Origin of the sequence: Pseudofrankia coriaricola, assembly GCF_001854805.1 — a bacterium.
Taxonomy (GTDB): Bacteria; Actinomycetota; Actinomycetes; order Frankiales; family Frankiaceae; genus Pseudofrankia.
Map to the genome: position 1 here is coordinate 1 of NZ_MBLO01000099.1, position 16,749 is coordinate 16,749.

General features: G+C 64.8%; 19 protein-coding genes and 3 pseudogenes. 11 read left to right on the forward strand and 11 right to left on the reverse strand.

The genetic code is table 11. From position 1 onward, the window contains the following. Nucleotides 1–225 precede the first annotated feature (225 nt). The 11 genes and pseudogenes from BCD48_RS56620 to BCD48_RS56640 all read left to right on the forward strand — a co-directional run. A pseudogene (locus tag BCD48_RS56620) lies at nt 226–561 on the forward strand (hypothetical protein); the annotation flags it as partial. Nucleotides 562–670: 109 nt separating this feature from the next. Further along, a complete protein-coding gene (locus BCD48_RS15620; RefSeq protein ID WP_071049117.1) occupies nt 671–1,738 on the forward strand; it encodes a Rieske 2Fe-2S domain-containing protein in 1,068 nt (355 codons plus the stop codon). 18 nt (nt 1,739–1,756) lie between these two features. Beyond that, a complete protein-coding gene (locus tag BCD48_RS15625) occupies nt 1,757–2,191 on the forward strand; it encodes a hypothetical protein (RefSeq protein WP_071049118.1) in 435 nt (144 codons plus the stop codon). A gap of 434 nt (nt 2,192–2,625) precedes the next feature. Next, the gene (locus tag BCD48_RS56625) at nt 2,626–2,919 is read left to right on the forward strand and encodes an ATP-binding cassette domain-containing protein (protein ID WP_157910505.1); all 294 of its coding nucleotides are present in this window, start codon (nt 2,626–2,628) and stop codon (nt 2,917–2,919) included. A 287-nt stretch (nt 2,920–3,206) separates the two neighbouring features. Next, on the forward strand, nt 3,207–3,707 hold the full coding sequence (locus tag BCD48_RS15630; RefSeq protein WP_131804006.1) for a cupin domain-containing protein: 501 nt from the start codon (nt 3,207–3,209) through the stop codon (nt 3,705–3,707). Nucleotides 3,708–4,028: 321 nt separating this feature from the next. Further along, nucleotides 4,029–4,349 (forward strand): hypothetical protein, encoded by a 321-nt coding sequence (locus tag BCD48_RS15635; RefSeq protein WP_131804007.1) that lies wholly within the window; start codon nt 4,029–4,031, stop codon nt 4,347–4,349. A gap of 212 nt (nt 4,350–4,561) precedes the next feature. After that, a complete protein-coding gene (locus tag BCD48_RS49130) occupies nt 4,562–5,737 on the forward strand; it encodes a VOC family protein (protein WP_071049122.1) in 1,176 nt (391 codons plus the stop codon). A gap of 122 nt (nt 5,738–5,859) precedes the next feature. Continuing rightward, complete coding sequence (locus BCD48_RS56630; protein WP_491677136.1) at nt 5,860–6,303, forward strand: SDR family oxidoreductase; 444 nt, start codon at nt 5,860–5,862, stop codon at nt 6,301–6,303. 146 nt (nt 6,304–6,449) lie between these two features. Beyond that, nucleotides 6,450–6,908, forward strand: a complete 459-nt coding sequence (locus BCD48_RS46385) for a MaoC/PaaZ C-terminal domain-containing protein (protein ID WP_274536534.1) — start codon at nt 6,450–6,452, stop codon at nt 6,906–6,908. Then, nucleotides 6,905–7,021 (forward strand): annotated as a pseudogene (locus BCD48_RS56635) (phosphotransferase family protein); the annotation flags it as partial. The gene BCD48_RS46385 and the pseudogene BCD48_RS56635, both read left to right, overlap by 4 nt. A gap of 31 nt (nt 7,022–7,052) precedes the next feature. Continuing rightward, nucleotides 7,053–7,295, forward strand: a complete 243-nt coding sequence (locus BCD48_RS56640) for a hypothetical protein (RefSeq protein WP_241841756.1) — start codon at nt 7,053–7,055, stop codon at nt 7,293–7,295. 98 nt (nt 7,296–7,393) lie between these two features. On the opposite strand, the gene BCD48_RS56645 is transcribed toward BCD48_RS56640, so the two are convergent. The 11 genes and pseudogenes from BCD48_RS56645 to BCD48_RS15690 all read right to left on the reverse strand — a co-directional run. Further along, on the reverse strand, nt 7,394–7,552 hold the full coding sequence (locus BCD48_RS56645; protein ID WP_116271532.1) for an SDR family NAD(P)-dependent oxidoreductase: 159 nt from the start codon (nt 7,550–7,552) through the stop codon (nt 7,394–7,396). After that, nucleotides 7,522–8,880 carry an acyl-CoA dehydrogenase family protein gene (locus BCD48_RS15655; protein ID WP_083418694.1) on the reverse strand — a complete coding sequence of 453 codons (1,359 nt, stop codon included), beginning with the start codon at nt 8,878–8,880 and terminating at the stop codon, nt 7,522–7,524. Before BCD48_RS15655 ends, BCD48_RS56645 begins: the two co-directional genes overlap by 31 nt. A 254-nt stretch (nt 8,881–9,134) precedes the next feature. After that, nucleotides 9,135–9,281, reverse strand: a complete 147-nt coding sequence (locus BCD48_RS51275) for a hypothetical protein (RefSeq protein WP_157910506.1) — start codon at nt 9,279–9,281, stop codon at nt 9,135–9,137. A 428-nt stretch (nt 9,282–9,709) separates the two neighbouring features. Next, nucleotides 9,710–10,504 carry an enoyl-CoA hydratase-related protein gene (locus BCD48_RS15660; RefSeq protein WP_071049124.1) on the reverse strand — a complete coding sequence of 265 codons (795 nt, stop codon included), beginning with the start codon at nt 10,502–10,504 and terminating at the stop codon, nt 9,710–9,712. 162 nt (nt 10,505–10,666) lie between these two features. Beyond that, nucleotides 10,667–11,224 carry an enoyl-CoA hydratase-related protein gene (locus tag BCD48_RS46395; protein WP_349308023.1) on the reverse strand — a complete coding sequence of 186 codons (558 nt, stop codon included), beginning with the start codon at nt 11,222–11,224 and terminating at the stop codon, nt 10,667–10,669. Nucleotides 11,225–11,652: 428 nt separating this feature from the next. Continuing rightward, nucleotides 11,653–12,561: an alpha/beta fold hydrolase gene (locus BCD48_RS15665; protein WP_071049125.1), complete on the reverse strand. Its 909-nt coding sequence runs from the start codon at nt 12,559–12,561 to the stop codon at nt 11,653–11,655. 32 nt (nt 12,562–12,593) lie between these two features. After that, entirely contained in the window at nt 12,594–13,571 is a 978-nt protein-coding gene (locus BCD48_RS15670) for an LLM class flavin-dependent oxidoreductase (protein WP_071049126.1), read from the reverse strand. A gap of 46 nt (nt 13,572–13,617) precedes the next feature. Then, nucleotides 13,618–14,154 (reverse strand): cupin domain-containing protein, encoded by a 537-nt coding sequence (locus BCD48_RS15675; RefSeq protein ID WP_071049127.1) that lies wholly within the window; start codon nt 14,152–14,154, stop codon nt 13,618–13,620. Nucleotides 14,155–14,255: 101 nt separating this feature from the next. Then, nucleotides 14,256–14,507: an acyl-CoA dehydrogenase family protein gene (locus BCD48_RS55665; RefSeq protein ID WP_083418696.1), complete on the reverse strand. Its 252-nt coding sequence runs from the start codon at nt 14,505–14,507 to the stop codon at nt 14,256–14,258. A gap of 811 nt (nt 14,508–15,318) precedes the next feature. Next, the gene (locus tag BCD48_RS15685) at nt 15,319–15,549 is read right to left on the reverse strand and encodes a hypothetical protein (RefSeq protein WP_071049129.1); all 231 of its coding nucleotides are present in this window, start codon (nt 15,547–15,549) and stop codon (nt 15,319–15,321) included. A gap of 46 nt (nt 15,550–15,595) precedes the next feature. After that, a pseudogene (locus BCD48_RS15690) lies at nt 15,596–16,749 on the reverse strand (recombinase zinc beta ribbon domain-containing protein); the annotation flags it as partial.

The following is a 16,749-nucleotide window of genomic DNA, read 5'->3' on the forward strand; positions in this document are numbered from 1 at the left end:
GGCGGCCGTCGCGGGCCGGTACACCCGGCAGCCGTAGCCGCTACAGGCCCACGACGCCAGCCGACACGCCGCCCACGACTTTGTCGCAGCCCTGGGGAACACCGCCTCGAACTTCGCCGCGAGCACCCGCCGAACGTCCTCCATCTAGGCCATACCATACCAAGACGGGCGATCCTGGGAAGCTACGGCCTATTTTTCTGCAAACCCTAAGCGGACGACAGCGAGCTCGACGAGCGGTTCTGGCAGATGGCGCTTTTTACGTTCAATCAGGACAAGGATGCGCTGGAGGCGATCGAGCAGGTGGCGCTCACTCATCCGGGCCCGTTGGGCGAGTTCAGCGTGTATTCCGGCAGGTCCGGCCTGCGGCTGCGCCGAATTTTAAGCAGCGCCTTGCGGACGAAACCCGAGGACCAGCCACGTCCTGATCGTGATCTTAACCTCTTCGTTGTTGGGCCACCAGCACCTATCCCGGCCGTGCGCAGAGCAGAGGCTAAGCGGCAAGCTGAAGGTCCGCCCAGGCACGATGATCGAGCGCCGACCACCCCACTCGCAGCCAAATGAGGCGGACGAGTCGATCCATGACTCGACTTTCCTGGGTAGGCACGATAATCTTCAGGGAGTGTGTCGGCCGTCACCAGCCGAGTCCGGAACTGTGAACGGAGGAGCCGCCATGGGCGTGGATGCTCGCCCGGAAACTCTGCCCCTCGGCAGCGCGCCTACGTTTCCGCGCCGTATGTGGTGGGTGGCAGCGCGTTCGTCGGAGGTGGGCGATGAACTCTTAGCCCGCCGGATCGCCGATCTGCCGATGGTCTTCTACCGGACCAGACAAGGAACCGCGGTCGCCCTTGCCGACATGTGTCCGCACCGCTGGCTTCCGTTGTCGAAAGGCTGCCGGGAGGGCGACCAGATCAGGTGCGGATACCACGGGATGCTGTTCAGTCCCGACGGGTCGTGCGCCGACGTGCCATCGCAGCCGGAGGCCGCCGCAGGTGCGGCGGTGCGTACCTACGCAGTCGTCGAGCGGGGGCCGTGGATCTGGGTTTGGACGGGCGATCGGGAAGAGGCTGACCCTGCCGAGATCCCTGCCTATCCATGGTTGATGGATCCGGATTGGGATCGGGTCGACGGCTACATGCCACTCGCGGCCAACTACTTGCGAGGCCATGAGAACGTCCTCGATCTCAGTCACTTCTCCTATCTGCATCCCGGTACCGTCGGTACCGACGAGTGGACCAAAGTGCGGCCGATCATCAGGGTCGAGGACGGCGTGTTGTATGAGCTTCGCGATCTGCCGGCGGCGGCGGCACCGCCGAGCACCGCCGTGCTGGGGGTTAAACCCGGTTCACTCGTCGACCGGCGTAACGAGAGCAGGGTTCCAACGCCAGCCCTGCACATCGCGACGACGACGTTGCGCAGTCCGGCTGGCGACGGGCACGAGTACCACGGGGCGATCCTGCACGCGTTTACTCCTGCGACGGAGAGGACGACCCACTACTTCTTCGCGGCAGCGCGTGACTGGCAGGTGGGCGACAGTGAGCTCAACGCTAAGATCCAACAGATAGCGATCACCACGTTCGGTCAGGACAAGGATGCGCTCGAAGCGGTGGAGGAAGTGGCGCTTACCCACCCCGGGGAACTGCACGAGCTCAGCGTGCGCTCCGACAAGTCTGGACTGCGGCTGCGCCGACTGATCAAACAGCGCCTACTGGACGAAGCCGAGGAACAAGGCGCGTCCTGAAGCGGCTTCAGCGAGTTCGTGGGGCTGCCGTTCATCCACACCAACGCGCCGATCTATCTGGCCGCCGTCGCGCGCGGCCCGAGCCGACCCGCGGGAGAACCGAGTCGTGCCCGCGATGACCCGCGTCACACCGCACGGCAAGGTCAGGATATCCAGTGCTCGTGGGTGAGGCTCGGCGTGGACGGCTGCCGCGCACTGCTCACCGGCGGCGTGAACGACCTCGGCGGCATCCTCGTAGAGGAAACGATCAGCCGGACGGCCCGCTCGGCCGAGACCGGCGCCGACCTGGAGGCGATCACCACCGGCATCGATCGACCCGTCCGGCGGCGCGACACCCTCCACGGGGCGGTCAGCGAGAAGCACAGCGACGCGGCCCGCCGCTCCCGCATCCTGCCGCGCACGGCCCTACGGCAAGCCTGGCACCCCATGACGGTGGGGCTGCAGTGCCGCTGAAGCGGCCAGGCAGGCGCCTCGGATGTTGGATCAGAACTCTTGCCTGTGAACTCGAATCGTCTATTGACAATCGAATCTGATCGAGCCACCGTTGTCTAGGACACTCCGGGGGCTGCCCAGGCTTCTTTCAAGGGAGTTCGTTATGCGGTGGAACAAGGGCTTGGTGACGGTAGGCGTGATCGCTGCAGTCAACTTCGTGGCGGCGGCGGGTAGTAGCGGCCAGGCTCAGCAGGGGACGAGTCCTCTACCGTCGTGTCAGCGCCGACATCGGGTCAACAGATGCGGTCGTCTCGGCGACCCAGGCCGACGACTGGGCCAAGGAACTCTCAAGATTTGAGGTGTGAAGTCGCTTCTAAGGTCGGGCCAAGTGAGGTGCCGGATCGTGCTATGGCAGCTGTGTTCGAATATTTCCGAAGACCTACGGTCGGACGGGGGTGCTCTCCAAAGCCAGTCTCGTCGCGTATCGCGGGGAAGTTCATGCCTTGGTCGGCGGGAACGGCTCAGGGAAGTCGATGCTCATCCAGCTGTTCGCCGGGGTGGTGCCTGTCGACAGGGATGGGTACATCGCGACCGCGGATGGCCGCGGCGTGTCGAGCATCGGTCTGGCACGCGGAACAACGGGCCCATCTGCGGTTCGTGCATCAGGATCTCCTATGATCCCGACGAGATCGAGCTTTACTCCCACATTGACGGGCTGGAGATCCAGAGGGCGACGACGGCACCGTTGATCACTAGCATGCGGAGTTGATTTGCTGGAGGTGGCGGCGAGTCGTGATCCGCTCCGGAGGCTTGGCCTTTGCCGGTACCCAGCGGGTGTGGGCTCGCGTCGAAAGCCGCCGCAATTCCTGGGCCTCTGGGTGGGTTCTCGAAACCGGGATACCGGAGGTTGGTGTAATGCAAAGCTTTGTTCGTGGGCGGAAGCCTCTCGCAGATGAAACTGCCAGCGCACAGGAGAGTTGTCGGCGTGAATGTACGACGTGTCGTCATCGGTACCGGCCCAGCGGGCGAGAGTGTCGTGGTCAGTGATGAATCAGCACCTAGGAGCCACGACTTCGTGCACACCCCTGGTTACGGCTACGCCATCATGTGGGATTCGCCCGCCGACCTACGGTTGCCATTCGATGGCATCGATCGGTCGCTTGCGACCGACATTTTCTTCCCCATGCCTGGCGAGACGCGCTTCCTGGCCATGTCGATCCCGCCGGACTCGCTGTTCACCAGCGCCGAATTTGATGCCGCGGCGGCCGCGGCGGAGGCGATAGAATACACGCCTGGCGCGGGGGAGATCTTCGCGGGGGAGATCTTTGAGGTCGACAATCCCGACATGCATGAGACCCCGACGGTTGACTACAGCATCGTTTTTGACGGTGAGGTCTGGCTCGAGCTTCCCGGCGGAGGCGAAGCGCATTTGACCCGGGGCGATGTCGTGGTGCTTCAGGATGCGCGCCACGCGTGGCGGAACAAGACTGACAGCCCCGCGACGATGTATGGGGTCATGGTCGGCGCAAATAAATAGTACGACGCGAAGTGAAGCGATGAGCTTGAGGCTTGGAGACGAACTATGGACTTTCACGTGCAGATCGCGCCGTCCATCATCGCCCCTGAGAAGATCCGGATCGCGGAATCAATCGGGTACACGGGGGCGTGGCTCGGGTGCTCACGGGCGCTTGGCGGCGATGCGTTCACCTTCCTTGGTCTGGCAGCGTCCAAAGACGGAGCGCATCAGTCTTGGTCTGGGTGTGATGGTCCCGCACCTGCGTTACATCGCTGACGCGGCAACTGCGTTATTGACCTTGGATGCGCTTGCACCCGGCCGTGTCCGGGAGCAGCGCTCGCCTTGCATCTCGGTGCCGAAGGTCTCGGCCCCTTAGCCGGAAGCAAGGAGGCGATCGGCTTCTCCAAGAAGCTGGCGGAATTTCCGCCTGAGCGACGGATGGCGGAGATGCACCGACGGCACGCTATCGGTCTGAGCGACCTCGACCGTCCGTTCATCACGCCCAACACCATCCGCAAGGGGACGATGACCGGTACCCGCGAGGAGATACGCGCGACGCTCAAGCATTTCGAAGCCTCCGGTGCAACGACCTTGATCTACGGCGTATTTGGCGAGAACATTGCCCGCGAGCTCGAGGCTTTCGCCGATGTGGCAAGGCTCTGACCATCCCGCATCACTTTGAGAAAGGCAGAAAATTGGGGTCCTGATTGTTACTAAGGAGAGCTAAAGTAGCTGGACAAAGGTTGTGAGCTTGTGGTTTAGTCATCTCGTGCGCGAGACTGACGGCCCGAAACTTGACCATGCCACGATCGAACTCCTCGGCGGGAACACGGCGAACGGGACCGCCTGAAGCTCCGATTGGATGAGGTACGGCGATGACGGTTTATGACGTCGGTGGTGTGCTGTGTGCGCGGCCGTTCAGGCTAGGGCGCCTTGGCCACATTGGAATATCTGTCGACGACCTCGCGCTGACGGAACGCTTTTATCGTGAGGTACTCGGATTTCGCGTAACCGACCACTTGTATGAACCAGGTGGCAGCCCGTCACCCTTGGGAACGTTCCTTACCTACAACTCCGACCACCATGCGATGGTTCTCGCCGACACCGCGGCCGCGAAGGCACGCGGATTCAATGCGCCCGGCCTGACGCTCAACCAGATCAGTTTCCAGGTTTCGACCCTGCAAGAGGTGGTTGAGGCCCACGAGATGTTCGTCGCTGACGGTTTGTCGATCCGGGCAATCGGTAGAGATATTCCGGGCAGCAACTGGGCCGTCTATGTCGCCGACCCTGATGGTCACCCGGTCGAGTTGTTCTATGGGATGGAACAAATCGGGTGGGACGGGCGCAGTAAGCCGTCGGGTTTCCGTCGCTACCGGGCCACTGAGCCTCCGAAGTTGCCGCGGCCGGCGGAACGGGACGAGATCCAGGATGTGATCAACTTGGGTTTGAGCATCGCTGATGGGCATGTCTGGAATGACGTCGGTGAGGCGACCTACGACGTGGGTGGCGTGCTGCTACCGCGTCCGTTCAAAGTTATCAACTCAGGTCCGATCGGTTTGTTCGTCCAGGACCTCGACGCGTCGATAAGCTTCTACCTCGACCGACTAGGCATGGCAGTCACGGAAGAGGGGACCTGCCTCGGCGAACGTCTCGTTCACCTCCGGTCCGGCACCGAACATCACACGATCACGTTGATGCCGATATCGCTGCGGGCCAAGCTCGGACTTAGCGATCGATCCACCCTGGCGACCTACGGCATGCAGGTTGGTTCCTACCGCCAGCTTCGCGACGCGCGGCGGTTCCTGGCTGAACAAGGGTACTCGGTCCTCGAACTACCGCCCGAAATACATGCCGGGATCGACTTCGCCATCCACGTCGTGGATCCCGAAGGGCACTGCGTGCAGCTGTACTACGAGCTGGAGCAGGTCGGTTCGTCCGGGCGCCCACTGTCGCCCCGCGAACGTCGGGTCGTCCCTGACGTGTGGCCCGAGCAGCTCGACCCGCCGACGGCAACATCGCCCAATCGGACCTTTCAAGGACCGCTCGGTTAGCGAAGGCGACTCCCAACAGCCATCACGCCGCCGCCCGTCCTCTCGCCGTGACTCCCGCCCGGGGCGGTCCTGTTCGACCAAGGGGGCGGCCGATGCTGATGAGGCACTTGGTCGCGTCCTGGATGCGGCGGGACGGCATCGAATCCCCGTCCTTCTCGGCGAGGCCGAAGGAGCGGCTGTCAGCAGTGGTTGTCACGCGCGGCGCCCGACGGCGCGTTCTTCCGTCGCATGAGGAGGGTGGTGCTCCCGAACTGGACCGGCGGTGTGCGGCTCGGGCGGGTCCGTGGACCGTCCCGAAAACCGGCGCTGCGGGTGGGCTGGGCAAGTTCGGGGTGACCGTGAACGCGATCGCGCCTGGCTTTATCGAGACCGACATGACCGCGGCGGCCGCGGCCCGGATCGGCATCCCCTTCGCGGAGTTTGCGAAGGCCGCGGCGGCGGAGATCCCGGTGGGGCGCACCGGCACGCCCGACGACATCGCTCACGCGGTTTCGTTCTTCGCCAGCGAGGGTGCCGGCTTCGTATCCGGTCAGGTGCTGTACGTGGCCGGCGGGCTGCGGGGCTGAATGACGGAGGGCGAGATCATGCCGGTGTTTCTGGGTATCACGGAGCTAGAGAAGGCGGTCGGCACCCATCTCGGCTACAGCGACTGGCACACCGTCACGCAAGAACAGATCGACTTGTTCGCCGACGCCACGGCGACCGTCAATGGATCCACGTCGACCCGGAACGCGCCGCGGCCGGGCCATTCGGCACCACCATCGCGCATGGCTTCCTCACCCTCTCGCTGGTGGCGCCGCTGGTGGAGCAGGTCTATCGGGTCGAGGGCGTGTCCATGGGAGTGAACTATGGGCTGAACAAAGTGCGCCTTCCGGCGCCGGTCCCTTCCGGATCGCGGGGTGCGCGCCGGCGTGGAACTGGCGTCTCTCGTGCCGACCGAAACGGCTCGCAGGCGACGGGGCGGGCGACCATCGAGATAGAGAGGCTTGCCCAAGCCCGCATGCGTCGTCGAGTGCCTCTCGCTGCTGGTGCCGTGAGATGGAGCAACTACCCGGACTCGATCTGGCGCGGTTCGCCGCGCGGTTCGACCGCGCCTGCCCGGGAGAGGCGACCGGGGCGTTGCGGGCTCGGTTGCTTGCCGGCGGGCGCTCCAACCTCACCTACGAGGTGAGCGACGGCGTTCGCAGCTGGGTGGTGCGCCGGCCGCCGCTCGGGCACGTACTCGCGAGCGCGCACGATATGGCCCGCGAGCACCGCGTTATTACCGCGCTGCGCAGCACCGGCGTGCCGGTGCCCGCAACATATGCACTGTGCGATGGCGCGGACGTCATCGGGGCGCCCGTTCTACGTGATGGAGCGGATCGACGGCACGGCGTACCGGCTCGCAGAGCAGCTCGCGGCCCTCGGACCGATGTTCTCCACGGTGCGAGGGGAGACTCAGCCACGCGCGGTCAACAACCTCGCCGTCCAGGCCCTCATCGCCACCGACGCCAAGAACAAGACCATCGTCGACCACGCCGCCGCCCGCAGCGCCGTGACCGAGGTCACGACAGAATGAGCACCACCACGACAACCTGAGCATCAAGGCCCCGCCGGCACCCCGGCGGGGCCTTCCTCATACTCGATACTCGGCCGTGCCCACCATCAACGATGCCGTCATGGACATCCAGCGCGTCGCGGGACAGCCGTGACCTGGCACAAGACGCGGTACACGGCCACCGCCGGTGCGCCCTCACGGGCGAGCTTCGCGCACATTGCTGCGCCTATCCCCGACCCGCCGCCGGTCACGGCAACGACCTTTCCAGCCAGCCGCATTTGAAGTTGTGCCCTGCAGGCACGGCGGCGGCAAGATAGCGGCTGCGCGTTGCCGCACCGCCTTGCTCAGCCGCTTCGCGGCTCAGAACGTCGGCGGTGCCGCCGGTTCTGGCAGGGTCGGTGTCGCGGTGTCGACGGAGCTCGAGACGGGCGACCTGGTTGCGGTGGACTTCGTCCGGGCCATCGGCCAGGCGTAGGTAGCGTGCCGTCGTATACGCGGCGGCCAAGCCGAAGTCGTTGGTAACGCCTGCGCCTCCGAATGCTTGGATGGCCCAATCGATGACCCGGCATGCCATGGTAGGCGCAACGACCTTGATCATTGCGATCTCGGCGCGGGCGGCCTTATTGCCGCTGGTGTCCATGGCCCAGGCGGCCTTGAACGTGAGCAGGCGAGCTTGCTCGATGAGCATGCGTGATTCGGCGACGCGTTCAAGAGTGACTGTCTGCTTGGCTAGTGGTTTCCCGAACGGCGAACGTGACTCGGTGCGGCGACACACCCGTTCCAGCACGCGTTCAGCCAGGCCGATTAGCCGCATGCAGTGGTGGATGCGCCCCGGTCCCAACCGGCCTTGGGCGATCTCAAACCCACGCCCCTCGCCGAGGAGCAGATTGCTCGCCGGTACACGTACGTCCTCGAGGATGACCTCGGAGGCTTTGTCGAGCACACCCCAGTAGCCGAAGATCGGCAGCGGCCGGATCACCCGCACACCGGGCGTGTCAGTCGGAACGAGCATCATTGACTGCTGCCGATGAAGATCGGGCGAGTCCGGGTTCGACTTCCCCATAAAGATCATGATATGGCAGCGGGGATCGGTCGCTCCGGTCGTGAACCACTTGCGTCCATTGATCAGGTAGTCGTCGCCGTCGGCGATGACCGAGCTCTCGATATTGGTGGCATCACTGGAGGCAACCTCGGGCTCGGTCATTGCAAACGCTGAACGGATCTCACCGGTCAGCAATGGTGTCAACCAACGTTCCTTCTGCGCTGCTGTACCGTAACGAGCGAGCACCTCCATATTGCCGGTATCGGGCGCCGAACAGTTGAACACCTCCGAGGCCATCAGCGAACGGCCCATCACCTCACACAACGGCGCGTACTCGATGTTTCTCAGATCCGCGCCGCCGTGACCCGGGGGAAGGAAAAGATTCCACAGCCCCGCGGCACGCGCCTTCGGCTTGAGCTCGTCGATGACCTCCGCATGCCCATACGGACCGGCAACCTCGGCCTGCTCAAAGTACTTGGCCTCGTTCGGATAGATGTACTCAGCCATGAAGTCCTCAAGGCGCTCTCGCAACGCCAGGACCTCCGGCGAGTGAGCGAAATCCATTGAGCCATTCTCCTTGTCTGATCGGCGACGACAAGAACAGGTTCCGTCTCTCCAGTCAACAACGACCAAGGACCTCACGAATCATGGACCGGTCCAACCATGTTGCGGAGACTGGTCGAGCCACCGATAACCCCGCGACGCTCATCCGCTTTTCCGGTCCCCATGTCAGACAAGGCGCAGGGCGGCGGCGCCTAGCCGATCCTGAACTGTAATATAGAGACCAGCGCTGACACAACGATGCAACGTCCGTCGAGTCAGGCTCCGCCTGTTTCCGGGGCTTCGTCGAGCAGCCGCTGTTTGATGAGCCTGCGCAGCCCCGGCCCCGAATTTGCAGGACGCACGCTGAACTCCGCGCGAAGCACTTCGGCCGTGCCGGGATGCAGATAGATCGCAGCCTTCATTGGTGCTCCTTCTATTAGACCCGTGCGGCGCGTCTCGGTCACACAACTGGGGACACAAGACCTACCTCAAGTCGTACTGAACCGGGGCAACCTCCGTTTGAGCATCACCCCTGAGCCCTTTCCGAAGTCCGAGGCAACTCGGAGGCCGCCAGGCTCTGACTTCTCGGTCGAGGATCGCCGCGCCGGTGTCAGCCAGGCCCGCGCGTACAGTGCGACCAACGGACCAGCGAGCAAAGGGAGCGAACTGCGAGGTTTACATTGACAACGCATGTGTGACCGCTCGCCTGTCTCACCAGCGGAAGCCTGCGTTGCGTCGCAGATGGAGGCATCAACTACGTCGCGAGTTTCTTCCGGCTCAACCTCGGCCGCTAGCCACAGGCCCACAGACGTATGGAACGCCTCGTGACCGACGTCGAAGATGATCCTCTTCACCGCTGCTCACTTGGCGTCGGCGGGAAGCCTCGAAAGGCAGGTCGGCGTCGCTGTTGCCAGGACTCGATGCCTTCGATCAGGTCTGGCCAGGTGAACGAAAGGTGCGTGTCCGCGTCGGCTGTGGTCAGCGCTGGGAAGGGTGGCAAGAGGTCAGCCTCGGCCAGCTGCCGCTTCACGGCCGCGATGGCGCGCGGTGAACAGTTCTGGCTGATGTCCCGGGCATATGCGAGCGCCTCGCCGCAGACTCGGTCGGCCGGGAGGCAGAATTCGGCTAGGCCATAGCTGAACGCCTCACGTCCGGTGAAAATCCGGCCGCTGAGGAGAAGATCGAGCGCGCGACCCCGGCCGACCAGCCGCGGAAGCGCCCAGGCGACGCCGTGCTCAGCTATAAGGCCGCGACGCACGAATGCTGTCGTCAGTTTGGCTTCCTCGGCGAGGAAACGAACGTCGGCGTGCAACGCGATCGCTAGCCCGACTCCCGCGCAGGGACCGTTCACCGCGGCGATCACCGGCTTCGCCATCGTCGGGGGGAAGCAGCCCGGGTCGCGCCGGGGCAGAGGGGCTCCACCGGTCGCCAAGTCGGTCGCCGAACCGGACAGGTCGGCGCCGGCACAAAACCCCCGCCCTGCACCGGTTACCACGATGACCCGGACATCCGGATCCGCATCTGCGTTGGCGAGTGCGTCGAAGTACGCACGCTCCATGCCCGGCGTCAAAGCGTTGAGCGATTCGGGTCGGTTGAGTGTCAGTACGACCACCGCCCCCGACCGTTCGATGAGGAGCTCGCTCACGCCTGTGTCCTTCCGTTGGGTCCCTGATGTCGACAGCACGCGGTCATCCAGGGACCGTTCAGCGCCCTTGCCAGATTGGTGGGCGTTTCTCGGTGAAAGCCCGTGCCCCTTCCGCGGCATCCGGGGAGGCAAAGATTGCCGCCGCGGTCTCGCCCCGCAGAGCTAACAGGTCGGCGTCGACCATCTGGCCGTCGCGCGGATCAACCGTTTCGACGCAGCGACGGCCAGCGGGGCTTGTGTCTGAGTGCGGCGGCCAGCCCGACGGCGGCGTCGAGTGCTACCCCCTGGCGGTGTTAGCTGCGCTATCAGCCCATGCTGGAACAGCTCTTGAGCCTCGATCTGTTCACCGGTAAGCGCCATGCGCAGAGCAGCCTGGTAGGGCAGGCTTAGACCGAGTCGCACCAGTCCACCGGCGGCCGCAAAGAGGCCTCGCTTGACCTCGGGCAGACCGAACCGCGCATCCTGCGCTGCGACGATCAGGTCCGCCGCGAGAGCAATCTCGGACCCGCCGGCCAAGGCATAGCCCTCTACGGCGGCTATCAACGGCTTGTCGGGCGGGCGAGCGGCGATACCGCCGAAGCCACGGTCCCCGCCCGCGGGCATTCCTTCTGTGGGAAACGCCTTCAGATCCATCCCCGCGCAGAAGGTTCCGCCAGCGCCGGTCAGCACGGCGGTCGCGAACTCGGGCCCGGTGTCTAAACGGTCCAGCGCTGCGGCGATCCCCTCGCGGACCTCCCGGTTGACGGCGTGGCGCGCCTGCGGCCAATGTTCTCACCGACCAGGACCTGACCGACAACGTGCGATGTCACAGCATGTTCGGACACGTCAGCTCCTCGGATGCGTTGCTCGACCGCCGATCGCGGCCCCCAATCGTGGTCCGTTCACACGGTGCGCTACTCCGCGGCACCTCGCGCCGATCTAGGCTGGCGGCGCCTGAACTCTGGAAGGTCGCACCGTGGTCACCAAACGCACGACAGAAGTGCCGGACTCTCCGATGCCGCCCAGGTCGAAAGGGGGACGTCGGCGATCCCTTGGGTGTAGCGGCTTACTGTTTCAAGGTGGAAGGCGTAATCAATGCGGCGCGGAGCACGCCACCGACGTCATACTCCGTCATCGTCCTCCCGCTCGGATCTGCCGCACAGCGCTTATCAGGACCCCCCGCCCAGGAACTCGATCGACTTGGCGTTGAACTCGTCTGCTCGTTCGAACTGCGCCCAGTGGTCGCAGCCGGTCATCTCCAACACTTCGGCTTTTGGAGCGAGTTCTCCGATGCGGTAGGCATTGCGGAGGTAGATGTTCGAAACGTCGGTTGCGGCGATGACGAGCACCGGATGCGGGAACGCACGCCAGTCGTCATCGGTCAAGATGCCTTCTTCGGTATCCGGAATCACGAACTGCATCGCACGTTGCATGGCCGGGTCACTGTAGACACCGAAACGGACTGCGACCACGTCGTCGATAACGTTCGCATCGTCAAGGATCAGCTGCTCGAAAACGGTTCGGATACCCGCCCAGGTGACGTCCGTGCTCGCCTTGGCTCTGCTGCTTCGCGTCAGGGCAAGCCGGTCCCGGAACTCCTGAAGATCGAGAATGATGCCGGCTGGCGAGATCATCACGATCCGGTCGACGCGATCGGGTGCGTCCTGAGCGACGCGAGCCGAGATCCAGCTGCCCAGAGAGACGCCTACGAGAGACGCTCGCTCGATGCCGAGCTCGTCCATGACCGCACGGACATGCGCGCTCCAGTCGTAGGCCGTGAGTTGCCGATCCGGTTTGTCGGTCCATCCGCAGCCGAGCATATCGATGGCAACGACATGAAAGTGCTCGGCGTATGCCGCGATGTTCGCGGTGAAGTTTTCCAGGCTGCCCGCCACGCCATGCAACAGAATGACTGCGGGACGGTCACGTTCACCGGCTTCGAGGTATCGGGTTCTGTAGCCTCCGACGGTGACGAATCCCAGCTGGTGGGGCGTGCGGTGAATGAAGGTCCAGACGCTGCGGTAGGCCACGGCCTGACTTTCCTCGATGGTGGAGTCAGTTTGTTGTGACGCGCTCATGTGCCTGCCATTCTTCAGGTGATACGGAATAGTCAGAGGCCAGCCACGTCGGCGAAAGCTTCGAGTTCGCGGGTAACGTTAGATCCGAAGGGGCCGTAGATCAAGGTCGTCGCGCCGGTCGCCTCGAAATGCTTGAGCGTCTCGCGCATCTCCTCGCGGGTGCCGGTCATCGTCCCCTTGCGGATGGCGTTCGGCGTGACGAACGGGCGGTCCAGATCGCTCAGGCCGATGGTGTGGCGTCGGTGCATCTCCACCATCCGGCGCTCCTGCGGGAAATCGGCCAGCTTCTTTGAAAAGCCGATTTCCTCCTCGCTTCCAGTTAAAGGGCCGAGACCCTCGGCGCCGAGATGCAAGGCGAGCGCCGCTCCGGGGCCAGCCGCGTCCAACACTCGCGGGGAATCGAGGGTTTCACGCTCCTCGAGGACGGTTCCGTAGAACGCCACCGCCGAGGGACCTTTGGTGAAGGTGATGCGGGAGCCATGCACCGGACTGGTGATCACTCCATCTGCGACCCGGTCCGCGATTTCGAGGCCCTTTGGTCCGTGCGCGGCAACCCAGATCGGCACATCCCCGGGCGTCTTGATGCCGAGTGAGCCGTTGTGGAGCAGGCCGAAGCGTGTGCCGTCCCAGTCGATCTCGCGGCCAGCGATCAACTCGCGTAGGCCGGCTACGTACGCTTCGACTTGGGCCCAGCGGACCGGTCTGCGGTTGAGCAGAGCGGTGCTCGTGAACCCCGACCCGACGCCGGCAATGACGCGGCCCGGTGCTAGCGCGTCGAGGGTCAATAAGGCAGTTGCCGCGTCAGCGATGTGACGCAGGTGCGGCACTATCACACCCAGACCAAGGCTGATCCGCTCGGTCCGGGCCGCTGCCAGGCCGAGGAACGTGAATGCGTCGCCGGCAAGTGCCGGTGAACACCCCAGCCACGCCCCCGTGTAGCCAAGCGACTCCGCGATGCGGATCTCCTCCGGTGCAGTGAGAGATCCCGCGATCTGTACGTGAAACTCCATGTCTCATCTCCAGGCGTCTAGCACATCGCTTCAGTTTGCGCGGTTCCTATTTGTGGGCGCCGATCATGACCCCATACATGGTCGCCGGGCGGTCGGACTTGTTTCGCCACGCGTGGCGCGCGCCCTGGAGCACCACGACATCGCCTCGGGTCAGGTGGACTTCTTCTCCGCTGGGGAGCGCGAGCCAGACCTCTCCATCGAACACGATGCTATAGTCGATCGTTGGGGTCGCATGCATGCCGGGGTTGTCGGCCTCGAAGATCGCCGCTGCCCCGGGCGTGTATTGCGCGGCTTCCGCCGCGGCTGCGGCGGCATCAAAGTCGGCGCTGCTGGATAGCGCGTCCGGCGGGATGGTCATGGCCAGGAATCGTGTTTCCCCCGGCAGAGGGAAGAAGGTGTCGACTTCGAGGGATCGGTCGACGCCGTCGAATGGCAACTGCAGTTCGGCGGGCGAGTCCCAGACGATGGCATAGCCGGAACCAGGCGTGTGGACGAAGTCGTGGCTTCGTGGCGCCACTTCATCGCTGATCACGACGCTTTCGCCGCCTGGGCTGGTACCGATGAGAACCCGTCGAACATTCATGCTGTGAACTCCTCCTTTACGTTTCGCGGTTCCGTCTCTCACCAGATCGGTGAGCGGCGAGCTTGGCAAGCCAGATGCCAGCCGGCGTCTAGATCCTCTGCTCAAGAACCGAGTTGGTATCCATTTCCACTTCGCCCCTCCTCGGTTCCATGCGCCGCAATGTGGGGCACGGAATGCTGATCGGCGACCCAGTGATGTCCGACCGGGGCACCGACTGCCAAGAGTTCCTCGACTACGATCAGCCGATCGACGGCAGACCGTCCCCGGCCCCCGTACTCGACAGGCAGGTTCATGCCGAGCGAACCTTGGGCTGCGAGATCTCGCGAGAACTGGGGGTCGGTGTCGCCGCCCATGCCCAGACGGGTTTATAGCTTCCAGGCAGGACACGCTTGGCCAGCCAGCTTCGCAGCTGCTCGCCTATCCCCCTAAGCGCCATCTGTGGCATCGAGGGTTCGCGCCGACGGCGACAGTTCGTTACGCACGTCGTCCATGCCGCGCATGTGGGCTCCCTTGACCGTTGTCCGTGCGTGCCAACACTGGCGCGGCAGGATTCGATTGTCAAGGCTGGACTCGACTATGAACGGCAGCGGCTGGCTGGACCCTCGGCCGGAGGGGGTGTTGCGAACCGCCGGTTACGCACTGTGGTCCTCGTGGTTGCGGCTGTTCCACGCGTCGAGCGTCGCGCTGGCGCTCCTGTCGATGTGGGCGCCTACAAGCTTCTCTGCGAGCGCTGCGTCACGGTGTACTGTGGCATCGGTGATGGCGGCGTGCTCGTTCACGGTGGCGCGTCCACCGCCATAGCGGTTCTCGTGGACGTACAGTCTCGCGTACTGGCGGAAGATCTCCGCCTGATCGAAGAGGTCCCGTCGGTTCTTGACCCAATGCCACGTAGTCTAAGTTGATCAGGCTGCTCGTGGTGATGCCGGGCCGCCGCGGCTGCCGGGGTCGACGGGTGTCGGAACCGGTCGAAGTTCGATGCTCCTGGCCAGTCGGACGGTCGGCGGTGCGTCGTGGCGGCTGCCGTGCTGGCCGGGTTTCTTGACCGGGTAGGAGTTGTGGCGGGCGCGCCGGACGACGCGGGGGTAGCTGCGGTGGCGTCGCTTGTTCAGTTTGGGGCGCCGGGTGATGTCGGTCTGGACCCGGCGCAGGATCCGGTCACGGTGTTCAGGGGGAAAAGGACGGGTCGCCGACCCGTCTGCGCATGAGCCTGACGGTGCGTTTGAACCTGACCCGGTCCGGGTCGATCCCGGCGGTGGTCGCGGCCGAGCAGATCAGCGCGCTGATCGCGAAGTGGGTGAGCAGGTAGCCCCAGATCTCCTGCTCGACGAGCTTCGGGGTCTTCGAGCGCAGGACAGGCCGGCCCTCGCCGAGGTCGGTCTTGTGGTGGCCGATCACAGTCTCAGTGAGCCACTGTTGGTGCTCCTGAAGCTGTGATCGTTTTTCATGTCTGGGTTCCGTTCGTGCTCGGGTCTGGTTGTGCCGGGTGGGGTTGGGTCCAGCGGGCTCGGGTGTAGTAGCCGGGTGGGCGGTCACGGCGTTCGCGGAGCCGTCTGATCTCGGCGTCGTCGGCGAGGATGATCCAGGATCTGCCGTCCGGGTGGCGCTGGGCAGTGATCCATCCTCGGTAGATCCAGTTGTAGAGGGTGGCGGTTGGCATGTTCAGGGCGACGGCGAGGCCGGCTACCGACCACCGGCCGGGGCCGGGGTTGGCCAGGGCGGTGGAGGTGTCGCGGGGGTGGTGGATCCCGATGCCGAGTCGGCGGGTGAGGGTGAGGATCTGTCCGGGGCCGAACCGGGTGGTGCGTTTGGGTGGGCGTAGTCCCTCGGTGTTGAGCTGGTCGGCGATCTGGCGGCTGGAGTGGCCGGCGTCGGCGAGTTCGGTGATCCGTTCGACGAGGTGGGGGTAGTAGGAGAGCTGGTCGAGGCGGGCGACCGGGCGGGTGGTGCGGCCGTGGGTCTGGTGCCCACCGGCCCAGGTGATAGTGACCTCGACGAGTTCGCTGGTGTCGACGACCGCGACGGTGATCTCGTCGATCAGGGTGCGTAGGAGCTGTTTGCGGTCGGTCTGGCTGGTGGTCGGGGCGTTCCAGAGCGCGGGCAGGTCGCGGGCGAGAGCGGTGATGGCCCGGCGCTCGTCGGGGGTGAGCGTCTGCGGGTGGGCCTCGGTGAAGCGCTGGTAGTCGGCGGTCAGTCGGTCGAGGTCGGCCAGCGCCGTCTCCCAGTCGGTTTCCAGCTGGCGGGTGACCAGCCGGCTTTCCGGTTCGGCGAGCTGGTACTGGCGCCGGGCGCGGTCGGCGGTGTAGCGGGCGCGTTCCAGCCGCTGACGCCACAGGGTGTCCAGCTCGGCCCGGTCTGCCTCGGCGTGGGCGGCCGCGGTCAGGGAGACCTCCAACGCGGCCGGGGCGACGGCGTCGAGCAGCTGGCCGGTCACGTAGCGGTCGAGCGCCGGGCCGGCGAGGTGCTGACACAGCCGGCCGGTGCCGTAGGTGGCGCGCAGGTAGCCGCAGTGGTAGTTGTGCGACGGGAACCGGCTGGCCGGGGTGTGGTAGCTGACCGTCATCCGATGTCCGCACCGTCCGCAGCGCAGCAGGCCCG